Annotated in this window: 20 protein-coding genes; 14 read left to right on the forward strand and 6 right to left on the reverse strand. The window is 52.3% G+C overall.

What is annotated here, in order from left to right; all coding sequences use genetic code 11:
- Positions 1–491 precede the first annotated feature (491 nt).
- The 5 genes from pdhR (at position 492) to traT (ending at position 8,513) form a co-directional block, all read left to right on the forward strand.
- A complete protein-coding gene (gene pdhR, locus OGV57_RS13455) occupies positions 492–1,256 on the forward strand; it encodes a pyruvate dehydrogenase complex transcriptional repressor PdhR (RefSeq protein ID WP_003018699.1) in 765 nt (254 codons plus the stop codon).
- Between the two features lie 163 nt (positions 1,257–1,419).
- On the forward strand, positions 1,420–4,083 hold the full coding sequence (aceE, locus tag OGV57_RS13460) for a pyruvate dehydrogenase (acetyl-transferring), homodimeric type (RefSeq protein ID WP_003845758.1): 2,664 nt from the start codon (positions 1,420–1,422) through the stop codon (positions 4,081–4,083).
- Between the two features lie 14 nt (positions 4,084–4,097).
- Entirely contained in the window at positions 4,098–5,987 is a 1,890-nt protein-coding gene (gene aceF / locus OGV57_RS13465) for a pyruvate dehydrogenase complex dihydrolipoyllysine-residue acetyltransferase (RefSeq protein WP_003018689.1), read from the forward strand.
- A 175-nt stretch (positions 5,988–6,162) separates the two neighbouring features.
- Positions 6,163–7,587 carry a dihydrolipoyl dehydrogenase gene (lpdA, locus tag OGV57_RS13470; protein ID WP_003018686.1) on the forward strand — a complete coding sequence of 475 codons (1,425 nt, stop codon included), beginning with the start codon at positions 6,163–6,165 and terminating at the stop codon, positions 7,585–7,587.
- A gap of 194 nt (positions 7,588–7,781) precedes the next feature.
- Positions 7,782–8,513, forward strand: a complete 732-nt coding sequence (traT, locus tag OGV57_RS13475; protein WP_003837465.1) for a complement resistance protein TraT — start codon at positions 7,782–7,784, stop codon at positions 8,511–8,513.
- 63 nt (positions 8,514–8,576) lie between these two features.
- Here the strand turns inward: traT and OGV57_RS13480 are convergent, their stop codons facing one another.
- Positions 8,577–9,371 (reverse strand): DUF2950 family protein, encoded by a 795-nt coding sequence (locus OGV57_RS13480; protein ID WP_003018680.1) that lies wholly within the window; start codon positions 9,369–9,371, stop codon positions 8,577–8,579.
- A gap of 10 nt (positions 9,372–9,381) precedes the next feature.
- Positions 9,382–10,929, reverse strand: a complete 1,548-nt coding sequence (locus OGV57_RS13485; RefSeq protein ID WP_054528058.1) for a DUF3300 domain-containing protein — start codon at positions 10,927–10,929, stop codon at positions 9,382–9,384.
- A gap of 447 nt (positions 10,930–11,376) precedes the next feature.
- Here OGV57_RS13485 and acnB point away from each other — a divergent pair, with 447 nt between their 5' ends.
- Both acnB and yacL read left to right on the forward strand, forming a co-directional pair.
- Positions 11,377–13,974, forward strand: a complete 2,598-nt coding sequence (gene acnB / locus OGV57_RS13490) for a bifunctional aconitate hydratase 2/2-methylisocitrate dehydratase (RefSeq protein ID WP_003837471.1) — start codon at positions 11,377–11,379, stop codon at positions 13,972–13,974.
- A gap of 174 nt (positions 13,975–14,148) precedes the next feature.
- Positions 14,149–14,511, forward strand: a complete 363-nt coding sequence (yacL, locus tag OGV57_RS13495; protein ID WP_003018670.1) for a protein YacL — start codon at positions 14,149–14,151, stop codon at positions 14,509–14,511.
- A gap of 33 nt (positions 14,512–14,544) precedes the next feature.
- Here the strand turns inward: yacL and OGV57_RS13500 are convergent, their stop codons facing one another.
- Complete coding sequence (locus OGV57_RS13500; protein WP_003018667.1) at positions 14,545–14,892, reverse strand: YacC family pilotin-like protein; 348 nt, start codon at positions 14,890–14,892, stop codon at positions 14,545–14,547.
- A gap of 153 nt (positions 14,893–15,045) precedes the next feature.
- On the opposite strand from OGV57_RS13500, the gene cueO reads away from it, so the two are divergent.
- From cueO to hpt, 3 genes are all read left to right on the forward strand, one after another.
- Positions 15,046–16,665, forward strand: a complete 1,620-nt coding sequence (cueO, locus tag OGV57_RS13505) for a multicopper oxidase CueO (RefSeq protein ID WP_044712916.1) — start codon at positions 15,046–15,048, stop codon at positions 16,663–16,665.
- Positions 16,666–16,849: 184 nt separating this feature from the next.
- On the forward strand, positions 16,850–18,505 hold the full coding sequence (tcp, locus tag OGV57_RS13510; protein ID WP_054528059.1) for a methyl-accepting chemotaxis citrate transducer: 1,656 nt from the start codon (positions 16,850–16,852) through the stop codon (positions 18,503–18,505).
- Between the two features lie 251 nt (positions 18,506–18,756).
- Positions 18,757–19,293 carry a hypoxanthine phosphoribosyltransferase gene (gene hpt, locus OGV57_RS13515; protein WP_003018658.1) on the forward strand — a complete coding sequence of 179 codons (537 nt, stop codon included), beginning with the start codon at positions 18,757–18,759 and terminating at the stop codon, positions 19,291–19,293.
- Between the two features lie 93 nt (positions 19,294–19,386).
- Here hpt and can read toward each other — a convergent pair whose 3' ends face one another.
- The gene (gene can / locus OGV57_RS13520) at positions 19,387–20,049 is read right to left on the reverse strand and encodes a carbonate dehydratase (protein WP_003018654.1); all 663 of its coding nucleotides are present in this window, start codon (positions 20,047–20,049) and stop codon (positions 19,387–19,389) included.
- A gap of 108 nt (positions 20,050–20,157) precedes the next feature.
- Here can and OGV57_RS13525 point away from each other — a divergent pair, with 108 nt between their 5' ends.
- The 4 genes from OGV57_RS13525 (at position 20,158) to OGV57_RS13540 (ending at position 23,686) form a co-directional block, all read left to right on the forward strand.
- Positions 20,158–21,084, forward strand: a complete 927-nt coding sequence (locus OGV57_RS13525; RefSeq protein ID WP_003837480.1) for an ABC transporter ATP-binding protein — start codon at positions 20,158–20,160, stop codon at positions 21,082–21,084.
- Positions 21,081–21,851: an ABC transporter permease gene (locus tag OGV57_RS13530; protein WP_044698968.1), complete on the forward strand. Its 771-nt coding sequence runs from the start codon at positions 21,081–21,083 to the stop codon at positions 21,849–21,851. The genes OGV57_RS13525 and OGV57_RS13530 overlap by 4 nt, the downstream gene beginning before the upstream one ends.
- A 103-nt stretch (positions 21,852–21,954) precedes the next feature.
- Entirely contained in the window at positions 21,955–22,395 is a 441-nt protein-coding gene (locus OGV57_RS13535) for a PTS sugar transporter subunit IIA (RefSeq protein WP_003837482.1), read from the forward strand.
- Positions 22,396–22,456: 61 nt separating this feature from the next.
- Entirely contained in the window at positions 22,457–23,686 is a 1,230-nt protein-coding gene (locus OGV57_RS13540) for a polysaccharide deacetylase family protein (protein ID WP_054528060.1), read from the forward strand.
- A gap of 6 nt (positions 23,687–23,692) precedes the next feature.
- Here the strand turns inward: OGV57_RS13540 and panD are convergent, their stop codons facing one another.
- Positions 23,693–24,073, reverse strand: a complete 381-nt coding sequence (gene panD / locus OGV57_RS13545) for an aspartate 1-decarboxylase (RefSeq protein ID WP_048233894.1) — start codon at positions 24,071–24,073, stop codon at positions 23,693–23,695.
- Positions 24,074–24,168: 95 nt separating this feature from the next.
- Positions 24,169–25,023 (reverse strand): pantoate--beta-alanine ligase, encoded by an 855-nt coding sequence (gene panC / locus OGV57_RS13550; protein WP_003018638.1) that lies wholly within the window; start codon positions 25,021–25,023, stop codon positions 24,169–24,171.
- Positions 25,024–25,081: the final 58 nt, after the last annotated feature.

Genomic DNA, 25,081 nt, shown 5'->3' on the forward strand with positions numbered 1-25,081 from the left:
AGTTTGCAATTCCGTTTGTTGTATTAATTTGTTTACAGATGCTTTTGATAAAATGTTGCCTTAATACTTTTGTCTTGATCAGAATAATGATATGCGAGCGCGAATGCACCTGCTTTATGCGGGGAAGATGACGAGTTGAATAAAAAGAAACCATTTGTAAATGCGAGTTTATCTACCACAAAATTTCCATTTTGAATTTCTATTCATTAATAGTGATTTAATTATCGATAAATAAGCAGGTGAATCGGTTCAGATGAGATAATTTTTCGTTTCAATTCCGTTAAAACTACCTCGAGGTGGGTAAATTTAACATTTGTGCATAGTTACATGTTTGAAACGTTATTTCTGTAATGTTGTTAAAATATGCCTCCTTTACTGATTTCAATCAAAACCTGTATGGACAGAAGGTGAATACTTTGTTACTTTAGCGTCAAGAACATGAAATTGGTAAGACCAATTGACTCCGGGCAAATGGCTTAAGACAGGAAATCATGGCCTACAGCAAAATCCGCCAACCAAAACTCTCCGATGTGATTGAGCAGCAGCTGGAGTTTTTAATTCTTGAGGGGACACTTCGCCCCGGAGAAAAACTCCCACCGGAACGCGAGCTGGCAAAACAGTTCGACGTCTCCCGCCCCTCCTTACGCGAGGCGATCCAACGCCTTGAAGCGAAGGGGTTACTGCTTCGTCGTCAGGGCGGTGGCACTTTTGTTCAGAGCAGCCTGTGGCAGAGCTTTAGCGACCCACTGGTAGAGCTGCTCTCCGACCATCCTGAATCCCAGTTTGACCTGCTTGAGACGCGCCATGCGCTGGAAGGTATTGCAGCTTATTACGCTGCACTGCGCAGCACGGATGAAGACAAAACGCGTATCCGTGAACTCCACCATGCGATCGAGCTTGCTCAACAGTCCGGCGATCTTGACGGTGAATCTGATGCGGTACTCCAGTATCAAATTGCTGTCACCGAAGCGGCACATAATGTGGTGCTGCTCCATTTGCTAAGGTGTATGGAGCCGATGCTGGCCCAGAACGTTCGGCAAAACTTCGAATTGCTGTATGCGCGTCGTGAAATGCTGCCACTGGTTAGCAGTCACCGTACCCGTATTTTTGAAGCAATTATTGCCGGGAAGCCGGAAGAGGCGCGTGAAGCGTCCCACCGTCACCTGGCGTTTATCGAAGAGATTCTGCTGGACAGAAGCCGTGAGGAAAGCCGTCGTGAACGCGCCTTACGCCGCCTGGAGCAACGAAAGAATTAGTGATTTTTCTGGCAGAACGTTAACCAGAAGATGTTGTAAATCAAGCGCCATATAAAGTGCGCGGCAACTAAACGCAGAACCTGTCTTATTACGCTCTCTGACGAGAACGTAATGGGACAGGTTCCAGATAACTCAACGTATTAGATAGATAAGGAATACCCCCATGTCAGAACGTTTCCCAAATGACGTGGATCCGATCGAAACTCGCGACTGGCTACAGGCGATCGAATCGGTCATCCGTGAAGAAGGTGTTGAGCGTGCTCAGTATCTGATCGACCAACTGCTTTCAGAAGCCCGCAAAGGCGGCGTGAAAGTAGCGGCAGGTGCAGGGGCCAGCAATTATGTAAACACTATTGCCGTTGAAGATGAACCGGAATACCCGGGCAATCTGGAGCTGGAACGTCGTATTCGTTCTGCTATCCGTTGGAACGCCATCATGACCGTACTGCGTGCGTCTAAAAAGGACCTCGAGCTGGGTGGCCACATGGCATCCTTCCAGTCCTCCGCAACGGTATATGATGTTTGCTTCAACCACTTCTTCCGTGCACGCAACGAGCAAGATGGCGGCGATCTGGTGTACTTCCAGGGCCACATCTCTCCGGGCATCTACGCACGCGCATTCCTGGAAGGTCGTCTGACTGAAGAGCAGATGAACAACTTCCGTCAGGAAGTACATGGCAAAGGCTTGTCTTCCTACCCGCACCCGAAACTGATGCCAGAATTCTGGCAGTTCCCGACCGTATCTATGGGTCTGGGCCCAATCGGTGCTATCTACCAGGCTAAATTCCTGAAATATCTGGAACACCGTGGTCTGAAAGATACCTCTAAACAAACCGTTTACGCCTTCCTGGGCGACGGCGAGATGGATGAGCCAGAATCAAAAGGTGCGATCACCATCGCGACCCGTGAGAAACTGGACAACCTGGTCTTTGTGATCAACTGTAACCTGCAGCGTCTTGACGGCCCGGTAACCGGTAACGGCAAGATTGTTAACGAACTGGAAGGCATCTTCGCGGGCGCTGGCTGGAACGTTATCAAAGTCATGTGGGGCGGTCGTTGGGATGAGCTGCTGCGTAAAGACACCAGCGGTAAACTGATCCAGCTGATGAACGAAACCGTTGACGGCGACTACCAGACCTTCAAATCCAAAGATGGCGCATACGTACGTGAGCACTTCTTCGGTAAATACCCGGAAACCGCAGCACTGGTTGCTGACTGGACTGATGAGCAGATTTGGTCTCTGAACCGCGGTGGTCACGATCCGAAGAAAGTTTACGCTGCACTGAAAAAAGCGCAGGAAACCAAAGGCAGAGCAACTGTAATCCTGGCCCATACCATCAAAGGTTACGGCATGGGTGATACCGCTGAAGGTAAAAACATCGCTCACCAGGTTAAGAAAATGAACATGGACGGCGTGCGTTATATCCGCGACCGTTTCAACGTTCCTGTGACCGATGAGCAGGTTGAAAACCTGTCTTACATCACCTTCCCGGAAGGTTCTGAAGAGCACACTTATCTGCACGCTCAGCGTCAGAAACTGCATGGCTACCTGCCAGCTCGTCAGCCGAACTTCACTGAGAAGCTGGAACTGCCGGCTCTGGAAGACTTCGGTGCGCTGCTGGAAGAGCAGAACAAAGAAATCTCCACCACTATCGCTTTCGTTCGTGCCCTGAACGTGATGCTGAAGAACAAGTCGATCAAAGATCGTCTGGTTCCGATCATCGCTGATGAAGCACGTACTTTCGGTATGGAAGGTCTGTTCCGTCAGATCGGTATCTACAGCCCGAACGGTCAGCAGTACACCCCGCAGGACCGTGAGCAGGTTGCTTACTATAAAGAAGACGAGAAAGGTCAGATCCTGCAGGAAGGTATCAACGAACTGGGTGCTGGCGCATCCTGGCTGGCTGCTGCGACCTCTTACAGCACCAACGATCTACCGATGATTCCGTTCTACATCTACTACTCCATGTTCGGGTTCCAGCGTATCGGTGACCTGTGCTGGCAGGCAGGCGACCAACAGGCTCGTGGCTTCCTGATTGGTGGTACTTCCGGTCGTACGACGCTGAACGGTGAAGGTCTGCAGCACGAAGATGGTCACAGCCATATTCAGTCTCTGACTATCCCGAACTGTATCTCTTACGATCCGTCTTACGCGTACGAAGTTGCGGTCATCATGCACGATGGTCTGGAGCGTATGTACGGTGAGAAACAAGAGAACGTTTACTACTACATCACCACGCTGAACGAAAACTACCACATGCCGGCAATGCCAGCAGGTGCCGAGGAAGGTATCCGTAAAGGTATCTACAAACTCGAAACCCTCGAAGGTAAGAAAGGTAAAGTTCAGCTGCTGGGCTCCGGTTCAATCCTGCGTCACGTCCGTGAAGCAGCACAGATCCTGGCGAACGACTACGGTGTAGGTTCTGACGTTTACAGCGTAACCTCCTTCACTGAACTGGCGCGTGATGGCCAGGATTGTGAGCGCTGGAACATGCTGCACCCGATGGAAACTCCGCGCGTTCCGTACATCGCTCAGGTGATGAACGACGCTCCGGCAGTAGCATCTACTGACTATATGAAACTGTTTGCCGAACAGGTTCGTACTTATGTACCGGCTGATGATTATCGCGTACTGGGTACTGACGGTTTCGGTCGCTCTGACAGCCGTGAAAACCTGCGTCACCACTTCGAAGTTGATGCTTCCTACGTGGTTGTAGCGGCCCTGGGCGAACTGGCTAAACGTGGCGAAATCGATAAGAAAGTGGTTGCAGACGCAATCACCAAATTCAACATCGATGCAGATAAAGTTAACCCGCGTCTGGCGTAAGAGGTAAAAGAATAATGGCTATCGAAATCAATGTACCGGACATCGGGGCTGATGAAGTTGAAATCACCGAGATCCTGGTCAAAGTGGGCGACAAAGTTGAAGCTGAACAGTCGCTGATCACCGTAGAAGGCGACAAAGCCTCTATGGAAGTTCCGTCTCCTCAGGCTGGTATCGTTAAAGAGATTAAAGTCTCTGTTGGCGATAAAACTGAGACCGGCAAACTGATCATGATTTTCGATTCCGCCGACGGTGCAGCAGCAGCTGCACCTGCTCCGGCAGAAGAGAAGAAAGAAGCGGCTCCGGCAGCAGCACCTGCTGCTGCGGCGGCGAAAGACGTACACGTACCGGACATCGGCGGCGACGAAGTTGAAGTTACCGAGATCATGGTTAAAGTGGGCGACACCGTTGCGGCTGAACAGTCTCTGATCACCGTTGAAGGTGACAAAGCGTCAATGGAAGTTCCGGCACCGTTCGCAGGTACCGTTAAAGAGATCAAAATCAACACTGGCGACAAAGTGTCTACCGGTTCCCTGATTATGGTCTTCGAAGTAGCGGGCGCAGCGCCTGCTGCAGCACCGGCTCAGGCGGCTGCTCCAGCAGCAGCGGCGGCTCCGGCTGCTTCCGGCTCGAAAGAAGTTAACGTACCGGATATCGGCGGTGACGAAGTCGAAGTCACTGAAGTGATGGTTAAAGTGGGCGATAAAATTGCCGCTGAGCAGTCACTGATCACCGTTGAAGGCGATAAAGCGTCAATGGAAGTTCCGGCACCGTTCGCGGGCACCGTGAAAGAAATCAAAATCAGCACCGGTGACAAAGTTAAAACCGGTTCTCTGATTATGGTCTTCGAAGTCGAAGGCGCAGCACCTGCAGCCGCTCCAGCACAAGCAGCAGCTCCGGCTCCGGCCGCAGCACCAGCGCCTGCGCAAGCCGCAGCTCCGGCCGCGAAAGCGGAAGGCAAATCTGAGTTTGCTGAAAACGACGCTTACGTTCATGCAACACCGCTGATTCGTCGCCTGGCGCGCGAATTCGGTGTGAACCTGGCGAAAGTGAAAGGTTCTGGCCGTAAAGGTCGTATCCTGCGTGAAGACGTTCAGGCTTACGTGAAAGACGCTATCAAGCGTGCTGAAGCGGCTCCGGCTGCAGCAGCAGGCGGCGGTATCCCGGGCATGCTGCCTTGGCCGAAAGTGGACTTCAGCAAGTTTGGTGAAATCGAAGAAGTGGAACTGGGCCGTATCCAGAAAATCTCTGGTGCTAACCTGAGCCGTAACTGGGTGATGATCCCGCACGTTACTCACTTCGATAAGACCGATATCACCGATCTGGAAGCGTTCCGTAAACAGCAGAACGCCGAAGCTGAAAAACGTAAACTGGACGTGAAATTCACCCCAGTAGTCTTCATCATGAAAGCCGTTGCCGCTGCTCTGGAACAGATGCCGCGCTTCAACAGCTCCCTGTCTGAAGACGGTCAGCGCCTGACCCTGAAGAAATACATCAACATCGGTGTAGCGGTTGATACTCCGAATGGTCTGGTTGTTCCGGTCTTCAAAGACGTGAACAAGAAGAGCATTACCGAGCTGTCTCGTGAACTGACCGTGATCTCCAAGAAAGCGCGTGATGGCAAGCTGACTGCTGGCGAAATGCAGGGCGGTTGCTTCACCATCTCCAGCATCGGTGGCCTGGGTACTACCCACTTCGCGCCGATTGTGAACGCGCCGGAAGTGGCTATCCTCGGTGTCTCCAAGTCCTCTATGGAGCCAGTGTGGAACGGTAAAGAGTTTATGCCGCGTCTGATGATGCCGATTTCGCTCTCCTTCGACCACCGTGTAATTGACGGTGCGGATGGTGCGCGCTTTATCACCATCATCAACAACATGCTGTCTGACATTCGCCGCCTGGTGATGTAAGCGAAAAAGCCGGCCCGACGGCCGGCTTTTTTCTGGTAATCTCATGAAGTCAGTGAGGTTATTGTGCGAAAGACAAATCGGTTGCCGTTTGTTGTTTCAAAATTGTTAACAATTTTGTAAAATACGGGCGGATAGAACGACCCGGTGGACGACGGGTATAAATTAAGAGGTCATGATGAGCACTGAAATCAAAACTCAGGTCGTGGTACTTGGGGCAGGCCCTGCAGGTTACTCTGCTGCCTTCCGTTGCGCAGATTTAGGTCTGGAGACCGTCATCGTAGAACGTTACAGCACCCTCGGTGGTGTTTGTCTGAACGTCGGCTGTATCCCTTCTAAAGCGCTGCTGCACGTAGCAAAAGTTATCGAAGAAGCCAAAGCGCTGGCTGAACACGGTATCGTTTTTGGCGAGCCGAAAACCGATATCGACAAGATTCGTACCTGGAAAGAAAAAGTTATCACTCAACTGACTGGCGGTCTGGCTGGTATGGCCAAAGGCCGTAAAGTGAAAGTGGTTAACGGTCTGGGTAAATTTACCGGGGCGAACACCCTGGAAGTTGAAGGCGAAAACGGCAAAACCGTAATCAACTTCGACAACGCGATCATCGCGGCGGGTTCCCGTCCGATCGAACTGCCGTTCATTCCGCACGAAGATCCGCGCGTGTGGGACTCCACTGACGCGCTGGAACTGAAAACTGTTCCTAAGCGCCTGCTGGTTATGGGCGGCGGTATTATCGGTCTGGAAATGGGTACCGTGTACCATGCACTGGGTTCAGAGATCGACGTGGTTGAAATGTTCGACCAGGTTATCCCAGCTGCCGACAAAGACGTGGTTAAAGTCTTCACCAAGCGCATCAGCAAGAAATTCAACCTGATGCTGGAAACCAAAGTGACTGCCGTTGAAGCGAAAGAAGACGGTATCTACGTTTCCATGGAAGGCAAAAAAGCCCCTGCCGAAGCTCAGCGTTACGATGCTGTGCTGGTAGCTATCGGTCGTGTACCGAACGGTAAAAACCTCGACGCGGGCAAAGCTGGCGTTGAAGTTGATGACCGTGGCTTCATCCGCGTTGACAAACAGCTGCGCACCAACGTGCCGCACATCTTTGCTATCGGCGATATCGTCGGTCAGCCGATGCTGGCGCACAAAGGTGTTCACGAAGGTCACGTTGCCGCTGAAGTTATCGCCGGTAAGAAACACTACTTCGATCCGAAAGTTATTCCATCCATCGCGTACACTGAACCAGAAGTTGCATGGGTTGGCCTGACTGAGAAAGAAGCGAAAGAAAAAGGCATCAGCTACGAAACCGCCACCTTCCCGTGGGCTGCTTCTGGCCGTGCTATCGCTTCTGACTGCGCAGACGGTATGACCAAACTGATTTTCGACAAAGAATCTCACCGTGTGATCGGTGGTGCGATTGTCGGTACCAACGGCGGCGAGCTGCTGGGTGAAATCGGTCTGGCGATCGAAATGGGCTGTGACGCTGAAGACATCGCGCTGACCATCCACGCTCACCCGACTCTGCACGAGTCTGTTGGTCTGGCAGCTGAAGTGTTCGAAGGTAGCATCACCGACCTGCCGAACCCGAAAGCGAAGAAAAAGTAATCTTCCCTCTTTTGTGAAAACGCCTCTTCGGAGGCGTTTTTTTTCCCGAAAGCTACCAGTTCTGGTAGTCATCTTATTGATATCTCCACTAAAAAAAATTGCGCAACTGCCGATACTTTTTTCGCCATTGTGTGGCTACTGGCCGCGCGGTTAAGAGGCTCTGGACTCTCTATTACACGAAAAAAGGAAAATACATGTCTTTAAAAAAAATCGCGGTTGTTGGCATGATTGTCGCGACAATGACACTGACCGGTTGTGGCGCGATGACCACCGCCGTTAAAAAACGTAACCTTGAAGTGAAAACGCAGATGAGTGAAACCATCTGGCTGGAGCCTTCCAGCGAGAAGACCGTCTACATTCAGGTAAAAAATACCTCTGACAAAGACATGAGTAACCTGCAAACCCTGCTGGCAAATGACCTGTCCGCGAAAGGTTATAAGGTGACCAGCTCACCAGACAGCGCTTATTACTGGGTACAGGCGAACGTATTGAAAGCGGACAAAATGGATCTGCGTGAAGCTCAGGGCTTCCTGAAAACGGGTTATGAAGGTGCCGCGATGGGCGCAGCGTTGGGGGCGGGGATTACCGCCTATAATAGCAACTCCTCTGGTGCGGCGCTGGGTGTTGGTATCGCGGCGGGGCTGATCGGCATGGCTGCGGATGCGATGGTGGAAGACGTAAACTACACCATGGTCACTGACCTGCAGATCTCTGAACGCAGCAAAGCGAAAGTGACAACGGATAACGTTGCGGCGTTGCGTCAAGGGACATCCGGTATCAAGTTGCAAACCAGCAGCGCGCAAGGCGATCGTGCAAAATATCAGACTCGCGTCGTGTCTAATGCTAACAAAGTGAATCTGAAGTTCGAAGAAGCGAAGCCGGTTCTGGAAGCTCAGTTGGCGAAATCTGTCGCTAACATCCTGTAATTTGCTGTGGGTTGCCGGGGGGCGGCTACGCCTTACCCGGCCAACTAATCTTTCGAATTGGTATCAGGGCGCTACGGGCTGCCAGGTTTTATCCGGATGGAATGTGGTTAACGCCTGTGCTTTTTGCTGAGAATCAACGCCGAGATCGGCCTGATAGACTTTATCATCACCGTTAATCATAAAACTCATCACGCCGGTGTGATCATAGCTAACAGGCCAGGCCACCATGGCAAAACCGCTGGTTTTGTCGGGAAGGATACGAAAATGATAGCCGTGATAGCCCGTGCCAGGTTCCTGTGGACTAAAGGCCGGACCGAGCGGGCTTGGTGCTTCGCCGGGCGAAACAGGCCAGTACAGACCATCCTTTTTCCCTTCAGAACTGACAATCTTTTGCGCGTATTTCTGGTTCATCGCAAAATAGCTCTGCTGGGCGTCAACATAAGCGTGTAACGCCTCGATAGCCGCGAGTTCGTTACGTCCAATCTCACGGGTCAGGATCTCTTCGGCCGCTTCCTTGATATCAAATTGCCAGCCTGAAGCGTTTTTGACGACCGGGATTGGCAGTTGCCAGTCGCTATCCCCGACCACCAGATGCGCAGTATTGCCGTCGACAACGGTATTATGGCGAACCTTCCAGTCGCGCAGGAAACGATCAACCGCATCAGGATCGACGCCTTCTGGCGGTAGAAAATCACGCCAGTTTTCCCCGAGCAGGTTGCTCATTGCACTTTCATTTTGCTCACTAATCGCGTTTGCCAGCGCATCGGTCGCCTGGTCTGGTGTGCTGAAGGATTGTTGTGCCATCGCGGCAGCCGAAACCATGAACAACACAATTCCACTGAGTAGTTTATTTTTCATGTCGGTTCCCTTAACGATGACGGAATTCACGGTGTTCAGCACGCCCGCCAGAAGGCTGGCGCGATGGCTGATTACGGGCGACCTGCCGGCTCTGTGCCCCCCGCTGTTGCTGCGCCTGCCAGTTGGCGGAGCGACTGTCGTTCCCGCTCAGCGCATTGGCGCGTGGCTGGCTGGTCCGTTGTTGAAGATTGCGTTGCTGCGCCGGTTGCGTGACCCGTTTCTCCTGTCGCTGGGCGACTGCCTGACGATTCTCACGTTGCTGTGTGCTTGTCCGTTTCGCGGTTTGCGGTTTGGTATCGTAACCACGGTAGTTATTACGTTGGGAAATTTGCTTCAGCTGTTGGCTGGATGCCTGACGCTGGGCGTCTTTCGTGCCCGTACGCGCCGTCTGCGGGAATGTTTTTCCCGTTGATTTTTCCATTTGGCTCATCGCAGCTTGGCGTTGGCTATCACGGTTGACCGGTCTTTGCTGGGTTGAACTTAAACCTGTAGCCGTGTTAGTGGAGTGGAAGCGGTTATTGAGCTGGTTATTTGGGTATGGCACACCCTCACGATAGGCCGGGTTGTGCTGCCAGGTACGGTTGGCGTCTGTCAGTCGTTGCCCACTGATTTTATTAAAGTTATCAACGTTAATATTGATGTTGTTATCACCATTACGGTTATAGCCGCCATGGTTATCCCAGTCATCATTATGATGGTGATCGTCGTCGTCATCCCAGTCGATGTTGCTGAAGATGGCATAGGTTGTGGCAACACCGAGGCTGAAGCCTAAACCATTAACGAAGCTGTTACCAAACTGCTCACCGGGCGTTGGCGGCAGATAGGTTGGCGGATAGGCGGTGTTCGGCCAGGTACCGTAAACCGTATTCGGGTTATAGGTAGGAACGTACACCACCTGCGGATCGGCGGATTCAATTTTGATTACCGTTGGAGCCGGTGGGGCCGTCGATTGAACTGTTACTCCTTCTTGAGTTTGGGTACGAGGAGGAGGCACATTTTTCACACTCGTGGTGACTGTCTGCTGCGGTGTCGATTGCAACGCACCGGTCTGTTGCGCCAGTGCACGCAGGCGTTGAACGGAATCCATAACATCTTTTGGCTGCGCAAGGAAAGCATCGCCCAGACTTTGTACCCACGGCGGATTTTCACCCATCAGCGACATCAACTGAGGAAAGGCGACCAGCGATTTCACGCTGGGATCCCAGGGCTGGCTGGCAACGGCCTGAATGGCGGCATCGCCCTGCATTTTGGGATTGTCTTTTGACCACTGTGCGGCCTGGATGACGTTAGCCGGATAGGTTGAGGCCATCAAAATTTGCGACAGCAGCGAGTCTGGATAGAGTGCGATAGGTGCAACCCACTGATCGATTTGTGCTGCCGAGTAGGTTGGTGCCACGACGGGCGCTGTTTGGTCGGCCGGGGCAGGGGCCGCTATTGGCGCTGGAGCCGGTGCTGCAGGCTCCGTAGCACGACTTTTAACGAACATCACGCCTGAGGCGGCAAACAGCCCGACACTGCACAAAAGGACAAGCAGATGTGGCTTAAGGGGCAACTTCATAAAATGACTCCAACGAGACAAGCGCTGTGCCGTGAGGCGTTCCTGTTGCCGCGAGTATTATTCACCCGTGTTAGACAGTTTTGACTTTTATTGGGGATTCACCCGGTAGGTCCGGAAAAAGAGTGTGAGGATTTATTACACAATTATATCTGATGGCTGAAAAGTCGCTGGAAAATCCAGCATCTCGCGCTTGAAAATCAACCGTTTCAGGGTGGTTTAGGTAGCCTGAATTACGTTCCTCCTTGCCGCTACACCATTCTTAACGATTCAGCCAATTTTTTATGTTGCTTTTTTGTAAACGGATTAACACTTAATGAAAATCCTGTTATTGTGCCTTATGCGGTACCGGGCATTTACCCTACTAACTACTGTCTCACAGGAGCGTGAAGAGAATCGCCCATCTACAAAAGCGCCGCATTATGACAATGAGAGCGAGGAGATATCGTCGTGCTAGAAGAATACCGTAAGCACGTAGCTGAGCGTGCTGCCCAGGGGATTGTGCCAAAACCTTTAGACGCAACCCAAATGGCCGCACTTGTCGAGCTGCTGAAGACCCCGCCTGTGGGCGAAGAAGAATTCCTGTTAGACCTGTTGATCAACCGTGTTCCTCCTGGCGTAGATGAAGCCGCTTATGTTAAAGCCGGTTTTCTCGCTGCCGTCGCGAAAGGCGACACCACCTCCCCGCTGGTTACCCCAGAAAAAGCCATTGAACTGCTGGGCACCATGCAGGGTGGTTACAACATTCATCCGCTGATCGACGCGCTGGATGACGCCAAACTGGCACCGATTGCCGCCAAAGCGCTCTCTTCAACGCTGCTGATGTTCGATAACTTCTACGATGTGGAAGAAAAAGCCAAAGCGGGCAACGAATATGCGAAGCAGGTAATGCAATCCTGGGCCGATGCCGAATGGTTCCTGAACCGTCCGGCTCTGGCTGAAAAAATCACCGTTACCGTCTTTAAAGTGACTGGTGAAACCAACACCGATGACCTTTCTCCGGCACCGGACGCATGGTCCCGCCCAGATATCCCGCTGCACGCGCTGGCGATGCTGAAAAACGCCCGTGAAGGTATCGAACCGGATCAGCCGGGCGTAGTTGGCCCGATCAAACAGATCGAAGAATTGCAGAAAAAAGGTTACCCGCTGGCTTATGTGGGTGATGTTGTCGGTACCGGTTCTTCGCGTAAATCCGCGACCAACTCCGTGCTGTGGTTCATGGGTGACGACATTCCTCATGTGCCGAACAAGCGCGGCGGCGGCCTGTGCCTCGGCGGCAAAATTGCACCTATCTTCTTCAACACCATGGAAGATGCGGGCGCACTGCCGATTGAAGTGGACGTGTCGAACATGAACATGGGCGACGTGATTGACGTTTACCCGTTCAAAGGCGAAGTACGCAACCACGAAACAGGCGAACTGCTGGCCAGCTTTGAGCTGAAAACCGATGTCCTGATCGACGAAGTACGTGCCGGTGGTCGTATTCCGTTGATCATCGGTCGTGGCCTGACCACCAAAGCGCGCGAAGCGCTGGGTCTGCCGCACTCAGACGTCTTCCGTCAGGCGAAAGACGTGGCGGAAAGCAGCCGTGGCTTCTCCCTGGCACAGAAAATGGTTGGCCGCGCCTGCGGCGTGAAAGGTATCCGTCCGGGCGCGTACTGCGAACCGAAGATGACCTCCGTGGGATCTCAGGATACCACCGGTCCAATGACCCGTGACGAACTGAAAGACCTGGCGTGCCTGGGCTTCTCAGCTGACCTGGTGATGCAGTCCTTCTGTCACACCGCTGCCTATCCGAAGCCGGTTGACGTGACCACGCACCACACGCTGCCAGACTTCATCATGAACCGTGGTGGTGTTTCCCTGCGTCCGGGCGATGGTGTTATCCACTCCTGGCTGAACCGTATGCTGCTGCCGGATACCGTAGGTACCGGTGGTGACTCCCATACCCGTTTCCCTATCGGGATCTCCTTCCCGGCAGGTTCTGGTTTGGTGGCGTTTGCTGCAGCGACCGGCGTGATGCCGCTGGATATGCCGGAATCGGTACTGGTGCGCTTCAAAGGTAAAATGCAGCCGGGTATCACTCTGCGTGACCTGGTTCACGCCATTCCGCTGTACGCGATCAAACAGGGTCTACTGACCGTTGAGAAGAAAGGTAAGAAGAACATCTTCTCTGGCCGCATCCTTGAAATCGAAGGTCTGCCGGATCTCAAAGTGGAGCAGGCGTTCGAACTGACCGATGCTTCCGCAGAGCGTTCTGCTGCGGGCTGTACCATCAAGCTGAACAAAGAGCCGATCATTGAGTATCTGAACTCTAACATCGTTCTGCTGAAGTGGATGATCGCGGAAGGCTACGGCGACCGTCGTACGCTGGAACGTCGTGTGCAGGGCATGGAAAAATGGCTGGCGGATCCGCAGTTGCTGGAAGCCGACGCTGACGCAGAATACGCGGCGGTGATCGACATTGACCTGGCTGACATCAAAGAACCAATCTTGTGTGCACCGAACGATCCGGACGACGCGCGTCTGCTGTCTGACGTACAGGGTGAGAAGATCGACGAAGTGTTCATCGGCTCCTGCATGACTAACATCGGCCACTTCCGTGCCGCAGGTAAGCTGCTGGATGCGCACAAAGGCCAACTGCCGACACGTCTGTGGGTGGCTCCGCCAACCCGTATGGATGCGGCACAGCTGACCGAAGAAGGTTATTACAGCGTGTTCGGTAAGAGCGGTGCGCGTATCGAAATCCCAGGCTGCTCTCTGTGCATGGGTAACCAGGCGCGTGTCGCCGACGGCGCAACGGTGGTCTCGACCTCTACTCGTAACTTCCCGAACCGTTTAGGTACCGGGGCAAACGTCTACCTGGCTTCTGCGGAGCTGGCGGCGGTTGCGGCGCTGATTGGCAAACTGCCGACGGCGGAAGAGTACCAGACCTATGTGGCGCAGGTGGATAAAACTGCCGTGGATACTTACCGTTATCTGAACTTCGACCAGCTGTCTCAGTATACGGAGAAAGCCGATGGTGTGATTTTCCAGACCGCGGTGTAATGCGCTAACGCGTTTTGTGTAAAAACACATCAATGCCCGAAGAAGTCTGCTTCTCCGGGCATTTTTATTTCTATTCCTTATACCCACTACGCTTTTTTTCTGCCGCGCTGCTGCGATAATTACAGCAAGGCGCGATGCGGTATTGGCGCATTGCCGGGAGTAGAGGAAGACATTATGGATTACGAATTTCTGCGCGATATTACCGGGGTGGTAAAAGTGCGTATGTCCATGGGCCACGAGGTGGTGGGGCACTGGTTTAATGAAGAAGTGAAAGAAAACCTGGCCTTACTTGATGAAGTGGAGCAGGCGGCGCGTGCGGTTAAGGGCAGTGAGCGCTCCTGGCAGCGAGCAGGGCATGAATACACGCTCTGGCTGGATGGCGAAGAAGTGATGGTTCGCGCTAATCAGTTGGAGTTCTCTGGAGATGAGATGGAAGAGGGGATGAGCTATTACGACGAAGAAAGTTTTTCACTTTGTGGTGTAGAGGACTTTCTTCAGGTTGTGGCGGCATACCGCGAATTTGTGCAACAGCGTTAATTCATGCGGAGCCAGCGGGCTCCGCTATGTCTGTTACTTCACGTACGCCAGCAGGCTTAAAGAATCACGCGCCAGTGCTTTGCATTTCTTTGCCGTAGGGATGCCGATACCGCTGAGATCGCGGTAGCTGTCTTCACCCAGCGCTTTCATATTGAAGGTGTCGTAATTACTCAGGTCCCACTGGTTTTGCTGGGCAAAAAAGACCAGTGCGCGACGGATCTGCCCATTAGGCAAATTCTGGTATCCACAGTCATTTTTCAGAAAAACAAAAACTGCCGTTAAATCGGCCATATCTTCGGCTTCGGACTCGCTGAGCGCGTAGCTGTTTGCGCATACGGCCATCAGGCTACCGAACAAAACTGTTCTGAAAAACGTCTTCATTGCTTCTACCACTGCATCACGGAATTTAAACGTTAGCATACTGCGAGCGAAGCGACGACCTTTATTATTAGCCGTTCACTTGACCTTCCCGTAAGGGGAAGGCTTATGCTTAAAAGATAGCCTGCTTAAGCTGCTGAATATAAGGAAGTGAGAATGCAACGTCGTGACTTTTTAAAGTACTCCGTGGCGCTGGGTGTTGTGTCAGCGTTACCTCTGTGGAGCCGGAGCGTATTTGCCGCCGACCGTCCCGCCTTACCCATTCCTGATCTGTTAACCGCCGATGCTTCGAATCGCATCCAACTGATCGTGCAAGCCGGGCAGTCAAACTTTGCCGGTAAGACGGCCACGACCTGGGGATATAACGGCAATCTGCTCGGACCGGCGGTCAAGCTGAACAAAGGGCAATCGGTGAACGTGGATATCCATAACCAGCTTGCCGAAGAGACGACGTTGCACTGGCACGGGCTGGAAATCCCTGGTGAAGTCGACGGTGGGCCGCAAGGCATAATCCCGGCGGGCGGGAAACGTTCAGTGACCTTCACGCCGGATCAGCGCGCGGCAACCTGCTGGTTCCACCCTCATCAGCATGGAAAGACCGGTCATCAGGTAGCGATGGGGCTGGCCGGACTGGTGCTGATTGAAGACGAAGAGATTCGCAAGCTGATGCTGCCTAAGCAGTGGGGAATTGATGATGTGCCGGTAATTATTCAGGACAAACAGTTCTCTGCTGATGGGCAGGTTGATTATCAACTGGACATCATGACCGCCGCAGTCGGCTGGTTTGGCGATACGCTGCTGACCAATGGGGCGATTTATCCTCAGCATGCCGCACCGCGCGGCTGGCTGCGCCTGCGTCTGTTGAATGGTTGTAACGCGCGCTCGCTGAACATTGCGGCCAGCGACAATCGTCCTTTGTACGTCATTGCCAGCGACGGTGGACTGTTGGCGGAACCGGTAAAAGTGACCGAGCTTCCTATGCTGATGGGCGAGCGCTTTGAAGTGCTGGTGGATGTCAGTGACGGCAAAGCTTTTGATCTGGTCACTCTGCCGGTCAGCCAGATGGGGATGGCAATTGCGCCATTTGATAAGCCGCACCCGGTGATGCGCGTTCAGCCGCTGCTGATTACCGCTTCCGGCACGCTGCCGGATACGCTGACATCCATGCCATCGCTGCCGTCACTGGAAGGTCTGACGGTGCGCAAGCTGCAGCTGTCGATGGATCCGATGCTCGATATGATGGGCATGCAAATGCTGATGAAGAAATTCGGCGGTCAGGCCATGGCGGGTATGGATCATGGAAAGATGATGGGCCATATGAATAATGACAATATGGACCACGGCAATATGAATCATGGCAATATGAACCACGGTGAGATGGGGAATATGCAGCATGGCAACATGGGCAACATGAAGCATGGCGGATCGTTTGATTTCCATAATGCCAACCGGATTAATGGTCAGGCGTTTGATATGAATAAACCGATGTTTGCCGCGGCAAAAGGGCAGCATGAACGCTGGGTGATTTCTGGTCAGGGCGACATGATGCTGCATCCGTTCCACATTCACGGCACGCAGTTCCGCATTCTGTCTGAGAATGGCAAAGCGCCTGCCGCACACCGTGCGGGATGGAAGGACACGGTGCGGGTAGAAGGCGGCGTGAGCGAGGTATTGGTTAAGTTTGACCATGACGCGCCAAAAGAGCATGCCTATATGGCGCACTGCCATCTGTTAGAGCATGAAGATACCGGGATGATGCTCGGCTTCACCGTCTAAAAAAATCGCGCTGTGCTTATCCGGCCTACAGAAATCTCTCGTAAGCCGGATGAGACACAGTCTCTTTACAGCGTTTCATCGCACGACTCCCTCCTCCTGCTAATTCTGCTATTGCACATAAAGTAATCGCCTTTAGAGCCGATAATCATTGGGTACCCAATGTGAGTTCAATGGATGAAATACTATGATTAAAAATGTGCGCGTTATTACCGGCATTCTTCTGGTTCTCGCCATTTTCTGTTTGCTACAGGCCGTGACAGGAAGTTTTTTTTATTCTGCAGTAAACAATGATCGCCATAATTTCCAGAACTCAGGCACCCTGAATGCCCAACAGGAAAATCTGAGTGATAGCGTCAATACGCTGATTAAAACCCGGGTAACGGTAACCCGCGTAGCAATTCGTTTCTTAAAGAACCAACGCGATCCGGCCTCACTGGCGGCAATTGATACTTTGCTAAAAACGGCGAGTGAGTCGATGAAGAAGGCTGAGGGATACTTCGCGCATTATCAGTCATTGCCGCAGGTGTCGGGGCAGAATCCGCAAATTGCATCTGAAATGGAAAAACAGTATCGACAGATGCACGACGTGATGGCGTTATCGATAGAGTATCTGCGCGCGAATAACTATCAGGCCTATGGCGATCTTGATGCTCAGAAGGCGCAAGATGAAATGGAAGCCAGCTATGACCAGTGGCGTAACGAAAATAACGCGTTGCTTCAGCACGCGGCGGCGGAGAATCAGCACAGCTTTACCCGCATGCAATGGACATTAGGGGCAATTGTCATCGCTGTGCTCATCGTTCTGGGCATGATCTGGAGTGGGTTGCAGCATATGCTGCTTAAACCCCTGGCGCAGATTATGGAGCATATTCGCATTATTACCCGTGGTGATTTGACCCATCAACTCGACGTCCAGGGACGTAATGAAATGGGGCGTTTGGCGACGGGGTTAGATGAAATGCGACAGTCGCTGATTTCGACAGTCACGTCGGTGCGTAACAGCTCAGAAACGATTCATAGCGGTGCAGCGGAAATCTCGTCAGGTAACAACGATCTGTCTTCGCGTACCGAACAGCAGGCTGCTTCACTTGAAGAGACTGCCGCCAGCATGGAACAGCTTACTGCAACCGTGAAGCAAAATACGGACAATGCGAAACAGGCGACTCAACTGGCTAAGAATGCGTCTGATACTGCCGCGCGTGGTGGACGGGTTGTTGATACTGTCGTGCACACGATGAGTGAAATTGCCGGTAGTTCACAGCAAATTGCGCAGATCACCAGCGTCATCGACAGTATTGCTTTCCAGACCAATATTCTGGCGCTCAACGCGGCGGTTGAGGCAGCCAGAGCAGGAGAGCAGGGACGAGGATTTGCTGTTGTAGCGGGTGAAGTCCGTACCCTGGCAAGCCGTAGCGCTCAGGCAGCCAAAGAGATCAAAGCGTTGATTGATAACTCAACTCACAGCGTGGGGATGGGATCTCAGCAGGTGTCGGACGCGGGTAAAACGATGAAAGAGATTGTCGCTGCGGTCACCCGCGTGACGGACATCATGGGGGAAATCGCCTCAGCCTCAGAGGAACAGAGTCGGGGGATTGAGCAGGTGAGTCTCGCGGTCTCGCAGATGGACAGTGTCACACAACAAAACGCCGCGCTGGTAGAAGAGTCTGCCGCCGCCGCCGCTTCGTTGGAACAACAAGCTGAACAGTTACGCCTGGCCGTGGCAGCATTTCGCATCACTCGCGATACCTCCAACAGTGAGCATCGGAAACCGCCTAAGGATGCTCCGCAAGCAACCTCTGCAGGGAGTACGACACAAGACCCGCATTGGGAAACGTTTTAGCCGCATGCTGTCGTGCGAACCTGGTTTTGATTAATAAGCATACAAAAAACGACGCAAACGGGTTCTCCTGTGAACTATCAGAGGAACCCGCTCTCTTTACTGGTATACTTCATCAACTGAATTGTTTGTATGCTGTCGCAAGTTTTGTGGTTAGAGCGGGTCGCCGTCTGTCAGTCGGTGTATCAACGTAAGCGCTTTCTTTCGATCTGCATGATGTGTCAACTGATAAAAATCAGTGAGTTATAGGGTTTATGAAACATACTGTTGAAGTGATGATCCCGGAAGCGGAGATCAAAGCGCGTATTGCTGAACTGGGGCGCCAGATTAACGAACGTTACAAAGACAGCGGCAGCGATATGGTGCTGGTTGGTCTGTTACGTGGCTCATTTATGTTTATGGCGGATCTGTGCCGTGAAGTGCATGTCTCCCACGAAGTCGATTTCATGACGGCATCCAGCTATGGCAGCGGAATGTCTACTACGCGTGATGTTAAGATCCTGAAAGACCTGGATGAAGACATTCGTGGCAAAGACGTGCTGATTGTCGAAGACATCATCGACTCCGGCAATACGCTGTCCAAAGTGCGTGAAATTCTGAGCCTGCGCGAGCCGAAATCACTGGCTATCTGCACGCTGCTGGACAAACCTTCTCGTCGTGAAGTGAATGTTCCGGTCGAGTTTATCGGATTCTCTATTCCAGATGAGTTTGTGGTCGGTTACGGCATTGACTATGCCCAGCGTTATCGCCATCTGCCGTATGTTGGCAAAGTGGTGCTGCTGGACGAGTAATTGGCGGGAGCGCCTGATGGCGCTTCGCTTATCAGACCTACGGCGTAGGTTTGTAGGCCGGGTAAGGCGTCTCCGCCTCCCGGCAATGTCACATTATTTATGGTTGCTGTGTTTCTGACTCAGGTTAGACAACCCCTGGCGATAGCGCTGCTCCAGCGTTTCGCGGCTGGTGGCGGTGACGTCGAGATCGCGCAATAGACCGTCATGAATACCGTAAGCCCAGCCGTGAATGGTAACTTTCTGACCGCGCTTCCAGGCTGAACGCATAATGGTTGAGTGGCCGAGGTTGTAGACCTGCTCCATGACATTCAGTTCGCATAGGGTGTCCATGCGACGTTCCTGCGGCATTTCGCCCAGCAGTGAGCTGTGTTTGAACCAGATATCGCGGATGTGCAGTAACCAGTTATCAATCAGCCCTTGTTCTTTATTTTCAATCGCCGCCTGGACGCCGCCGCATCCGTAGTGGCCGCATATAATAATATGTTCCACTTCCAGCACATCCACCGCATACTGAACGACTGAGAGACAGTTCAGGTCAGTGTGAATAACCAGATTGGCAACATTGCGGTGAACAAATAATTCGCCCGGTTCAAGACCGGTTAATCGTTCAGCGGGAACGCGGCTATCGGAACATCCAATCCATAGAAAACGCGGATTCTGTGCATGCGTCAGCGTTTCAAAAAATCCGGGATCCTCTTCTACCAGCATCTTTGACCATAGTGCATTGTTGCTGATGAGTGTATCTATGTCTTTCATGGAGTTGTACGACCCGAAGCCAGATAAATTCGATGGGCTAATATAGGGTAACTCCAGCATTAATTAAACTATATATAAAATGTCAGAACGTAAGGTAAGTAAAAAACCATGACCATTGCTCTGGAACTTCAACAACTTAAAAAAACCTATCCCGGTGGCGTTCAAGCGTTACGCGGGATAGATTTGCAAGTCGAAGCGGGTGATTTTTATGCGCTTTTGGGACCGAATGGCGCAGGAAAATCCACCACCATTGGAATAATCAGCTCGCTAGTGAACAAAACCTCCGGGCGGGTGAGCGTCTTCGGATACGATCTCGAAAAAGATACGGTTAACGCGAAACGCCAGCTTGGTCTGGTACCGCAGGAGTTTAACTTTAACCCGTTTGAAACCGTGCAGCAGATCGTGGTCAACCAGGCGGGTTACTACGGCGTTGAGCATAAAGAGGCGGTCAAACGCAGCGAATTATATTTAAAGCAGCTCGATTTATGGGAAAAACGTAACGAGCGTGCGCGCATGCTTTCCGGCGGAATGAAACGCCGTCTGATGATTGCTCGTGCTCTGATGCACGAACCAAAATTACTCATCCTGGATGAACCAACGGCGGGTGTCGACATTGAACTGCGTCGTTCAATGTGGGGCTTTTTAAAGGATTTAAACGACAAAGGCACCACCATTATTCTGACCACTCACTACCTCGAAGAAGCAGAAATGCTGTGTCGCAATATCGGCATTATTCAGCACGGCGAGTTGGTGGAAAACACCTCGATGAAGGGGCTGCTCTCCAAGCTGAAATCCGAGACCTTTATCCTCGATCTGGCGCCGAAAAGCCCGCTGCCGAAACTGGACGGTTATCAGTACCGGCTGGTCGACACTTCCACGCTGGAAGTGGAGGTGCTGCGTGAACAGGGGGTTAACAGCGTCTTCTCTCAGCTGAGCGCGCAGGGCATTCAGGTATTGAGTATGCGTAACAAAGCGAACCGACTGGAAGAACTGTTTGTTTCTCTGGTTCATGAAAAACAAGGAGATCGCGCATGATGCAGCTTTATTGGGTGGCGCTGAAAAGCATCTGGGCGAAAGAGATCCACCGCTTTATGCGTATCTGGGTTCAGACTCTGGTTCCCCCCGTCATCACCATGACGCTCTATTTTATTATCTTTGGTAACCTAATCGGCTCGCGTATCGGCGAAATGCATGGTTTTAGCTATATGCAGTTTATCGTGCCAGGGCTGATTATGATGGCGGTGATCACCAACTCGTACGCGAACGTGGCATCGTCATTTTTCAGCGCTAAGTTTCAACGCAATATTGAAGAGCTGCTGGTCGCCCCGGTACCAACGCACGTGATCATCGCTGGTTTCGTTGGCGGCGGCGTGGCACGTGGCTTGTGCGTGGGCGTTCTGGTAACGGCTATTTCACTGTTCTTCGTGCCTTTCCAGGTGCATTCCTGGGTCTTTGTGGCGCTTACGCTGATGTTAACGGCGGTACTGTTCTCGCTGGCCGGTTTGCTGAACGCTGTCTTTGCTAAAACCTTTGACGATATCAGCCTGATCCCAACCTTCGTACTGACACCACTGACCTATCTGGGTGGCGTGTTCTATTCGCTAACGCTGCTGCCACCGTTCTGGCAGGGGCTGTCGCATCTGAACCCGATTGTCTACATGATTAGCGGTTTCCGCTACGGCTTTCTGGGGATTCATGATGTTCCGCTGGTCACCACGTTTGGTGTGCTGGTGGTGTTTATCGCTGCGTTTTATTTGCTGTGCTGGTACCTGATTCAGCGCGGACGCGGCCTGCGCAGCTAATTCTTTCTTCCTCTCCTTGCCAGGGAGAGGAAGACTTTTGATGCTTGTCACCATTATGGATTTATCACACTGATAAACTACTTGCCTGCTAAGGAGGTAGGCAATGTTAGGTTGGGTAATTACCTGTCATGACGATAAGGCACAGGATATGCTGCATCGTCTGGAGAAAAAGTACGGCCCGTTGGCCCAATGTCAGGCGGTAAGTTTTTGGCGTGGACTCAGCTCGAATATGCTAAGCCGCATGATGTGCCATGCTCTGCATGCGACAGATTCAGGTGAGGGTGTGGTATTCCTGACGGATATGGCTGGGGCTGCGCCTTACCGTGTCGCGTCGTTAATGAGTCATAAACATCCCCAGTGTGAAGTGATTTCAGGTATCAGCTATCCATTGCTTGAGCGAATGATTTCGTCACGGGAATCGCTGAGCAGTTCTGCGTTTCGGGATTGCATCGTCGCACTTGGAGGCCCCGAAGTCTCCAGCCTCTGGCATCAACAACAAAAAAATCCCCCCTTCGTGTTGAAGCATGATTTGTATGAGTATTAATCATTGGTATTGATGGCGCTTTTGCTACAATAGCCGAGGTTACTCGCCTCGGTTATCTCATATGGTTATGCGCGTTCTGCTTGTTTTATTGCTCCTGTTTTCTGGCAGCGTCGCTGCGGCTTTGCCTGCTCGTTATATGCAAACCACCGAAGCCGCCGCCGTATGGGCGCAGATTGGCAATAAGATGGTGACGGTTGGGAATATTCGCGCCGGGCAGATCCTCGCTGTTGAGCCTATTGCGGCAGACTATTACGAATTTTCCTTTGGTTTTGGCACCGGGTTTATTGATAAGGGACACCTGGAGCCCGTTCAGGGGCGGCAGAAAGTCGATGATGGTCTGGGCGATCTCAATAAACCGCTCAGTAACCAAAGTCTGATAACCTGGAAAGATACATCGGTTTATAACGCTCCGGATGTCGGTAGCGCCCCGTTTGGCGTGCTGGCGGATAATCTGCGTTATCCGATTATCAGCAAGCTTAAAGACCGACTCAACCAGACTTGGTACCAGATTCGCATTGGTGGCCGACTGGCCTATGTTAGCGCGCTGGATGCGCAGGAAGACAACGGTATCCCGGTGTTAACCTACCATCATATTTTGCGCGATGAAGAGAATACCCGCTTTCGCCATACCTCCACCACAACCTCCGTTCGCGCTTTCAGCAACCAGATGGCCTGGCTTCAAGATCGCGGCTACACCACGTTGACGATGTATCAACTGGAAGGCTACGTGCAGAATAAAATGAATCTCCCGGCGCGGGCGGTGGTGCTGACTTTTGATGATGGTCTCAAGTCAGTGAGCCGTTATGCTTACCCCATTTTGAAGCAGCACGGCATGAAGGCCACGGCGTTTATCATCTCCTCACGCATCAAGCGCCACCCGCAGAAGTGGGATCCGAAATCACTGCAGTTTATGAGCCTCTCTGAACTGAACGAGATCCGGGACGTGTTCGACTACCAGTCGCATACCCATTTTTTGCATCGGGTTGATGCGAATCGCCGGCCGATCCTACTGAGTCGCAGCTATCATAATATTCTGTTCGATTTCGCCCGTTCGCGCCGGGCATTGTCCCAGTTTAATCCTCACGTTCTGTATCTTTCGTATCCGTTTGGGGGTTATAACGCCACGGCGGTAAAAGCAGCAGGCGACGCGGGATTCCACATGGCGGTCACCACGGTGAGAGGGAAGGTTAAGCCGGGAGATAATCGGTTCTTATTGAAAAGGCTTTATATTTTAAGGACTGATTCGCTGGAGACGATGTCGCGGCTGATAGTCAATCAGCCGCAGGGGTAAGTACTGTCAGGCAACCTGTATCGGAATAGCTTTCGCGGTGCGCTTCATCTCGTTGTCGCCTTCAAAATAGGCCACTTTCGGACGCCAGGTGCGGGCTTCTTCGTCAGACATGGTGACGAAGCTGGCGATAATTACAATATCGCCAACATCAGCGCAATGCGCCGCTGCTCCGTTCACCGAGATGATTCTGGAGCCGCGTTCAGCCGCAATTGCATAGGTTGAGAAACGTTTACCGTTGGTTACGTTCCAGATATCAATAGCTTCGTTTTCCAGAATACCTGAGGCATCGAGGAAATCCTGGTCGATGGCGCAGGAGCCTTCGTAATGCAGGTCCGCCTGCGTGACTTTTACGCGGTGGAGCTTGCCTTGCAGCATGGTGCGAATCATAACTTCTATACCCTGTCGTTTACCTTGGCTAAGCAGACGAAACTGGCCTGCTTTGAGAAATTCTCAGGCAGTATTGCCCGATTTTTAACCCCTGTCTACTGGGCTAATGTAACGCTTTGATTATCGATCAGACGCGCCTGACCCAGCCAGGCGGCAGCCAGAATCACCGCGCGTTTGCTGGTTTCCGTCAGCTCCAGCAGCGTGTCGGCATCACGAATCTGAATATCGTCGGCGCGGAAGCCTTTTTCATTCAGCTCCTGCTCGGCAATAGCAATAATCTCCTGCAACTCACGATTACCCGCAATCAGTTTTTCTGCGATGCTATTCATCACTTTGTGCAGACCCGGCGCAATTTTACGCTGTTCTGCGGTCAGATAACCGTTACGTGAGCTAAGCGCCAGACCGTCTTTGGCGCGAATAATCGGCACGCCAACGATCTCAATGTCATAACCCATATCCGCCACCATTTTGCGGATCAGCGCCAACTGTTGGAAATCTTTCTCGCCGAAGCAGGCGAGGTCAGGCTGGATAAGGTTGAACAGCTTGCTGACGATAGTGGAAACGCCGCGGAAATGGCCCGGACGGCTTGCGCCTTCCAGCATGGTGGAGAGACCGGGAACCTCAACGAAAGTCTGGCCTTCCAGACCCTGTGGATAGATTTCCTCAACGGCTGGTGCAAAAACATAATCGACTTTGCGCTTGTTCAGCTTTTCACAATCTTCCTGCAGTGTGCGCGGATAACGCACCAGATCGTCCGGTCGGTCAAACTGCATCGGGTTGACGAAAATGCTGGCGATTACCACATCAGCCCGGGCTTTTGCCTCATCGACCAGCTTCATATGGCCGTCGTGCAGATTTCCCATGGTGGGAACCAGTGCGATGCGTTTACCTTCCTGACGCAGACGACGAATATGCTGGCGCAGCAGCGGCAGGGTTTCAATAATTAACACAACAAGACTCCTTAAATACGATGCCTGATGGCGCTTCGCTTATCAGGCCTACGCGTGA

This window comes from Citrobacter sp. Cf087 (genome assembly GCF_030334285.1).
In the GTDB taxonomy this organism is placed as follows: domain Bacteria; phylum Pseudomonadota; class Gammaproteobacteria; order Enterobacterales; family Enterobacteriaceae; genus Citrobacter; species Citrobacter freundii.

What these genes read in the sequence shown, in the direction of transcription:
- lpdA (WP_003018686.1), top strand. Translation starts at nt 6,163, where the DNA reads ATGAGCACTGAAATCAAAACTCAGGTCGTGGTACTTGGGGCAGGCCCT.
- OGV57_RS13540 (WP_054528060.1), top strand. Translation starts at nt 22,457, where the DNA reads ATGGTTATGCGCGTTCTGCTTGTTTTATTGCTCCTGTTTTCTGGCAGC.
- OGV57_RS13525 (WP_003837480.1), top strand. Translation starts at nt 20,158, where the DNA reads ATGACCATTGCTCTGGAACTTCAACAACTTAAAAAAACCTATCCCGGT.
- can (WP_003018654.1), bottom strand. Translation starts at nt 20,049, where the DNA reads ATGAAAGACATAGATACACTCATCAGCAACAATGCACTATGGTCAAAG.
- traT (WP_003837465.1), top strand. Translation starts at nt 7,782, where the DNA reads ATGTCTTTAAAAAAAATCGCGGTTGTTGGCATGATTGTCGCGACAATG.
- aceF (WP_003018689.1), top strand. Translation starts at nt 4,098, where the DNA reads ATGGCTATCGAAATCAATGTACCGGACATCGGGGCTGATGAAGTTGAA.
- OGV57_RS13530 (WP_044698968.1), top strand. Translation starts at nt 21,081, where the DNA reads ATGATGCAGCTTTATTGGGTGGCGCTGAAAAGCATCTGGGCGAAAGAG.
- OGV57_RS13485 (WP_054528058.1), bottom strand. Translation starts at nt 10,929, where the DNA reads ATGAAGTTGCCCCTTAAGCCACATCTGCTTGTCCTTTTGTGCAGTGTC.
- OGV57_RS13480 (WP_003018680.1), bottom strand. Translation starts at nt 9,371, where the DNA reads ATGAAAAATAAACTACTCAGTGGAATTGTGTTGTTCATGGTTTCGGCT.
- tcp (WP_054528059.1), top strand. Translation starts at nt 16,850, where the DNA reads ATGATTAAAAATGTGCGCGTTATTACCGGCATTCTTCTGGTTCTCGCC.
- cueO (WP_044712916.1), top strand. Translation starts at nt 15,046, where the DNA reads ATGCAACGTCGTGACTTTTTAAAGTACTCCGTGGCGCTGGGTGTTGTG.
- yacL (WP_003018670.1), top strand. Translation starts at nt 14,149, where the DNA reads ATGGATTACGAATTTCTGCGCGATATTACCGGGGTGGTAAAAGTGCGT.
- panD (WP_048233894.1), bottom strand. Translation starts at nt 24,073, where the DNA reads ATGATTCGCACCATGCTGCAAGGCAAGCTCCACCGCGTAAAAGTCACG.
- hpt (WP_003018658.1), top strand. Translation starts at nt 18,757, where the DNA reads ATGAAACATACTGTTGAAGTGATGATCCCGGAAGCGGAGATCAAAGCG.
- pdhR (WP_003018699.1), top strand. Translation starts at nt 492, where the DNA reads ATGGCCTACAGCAAAATCCGCCAACCAAAACTCTCCGATGTGATTGAG.
- aceE (WP_003845758.1), top strand. Translation starts at nt 1,420, where the DNA reads ATGTCAGAACGTTTCCCAAATGACGTGGATCCGATCGAAACTCGCGAC.
- OGV57_RS13500 (WP_003018667.1), bottom strand. Translation starts at nt 14,892, where the DNA reads ATGAAGACGTTTTTCAGAACAGTTTTGTTCGGTAGCCTGATGGCCGTA.
- OGV57_RS13535 (WP_003837482.1), top strand. Translation starts at nt 21,955, where the DNA reads ATGTTAGGTTGGGTAATTACCTGTCATGACGATAAGGCACAGGATATG.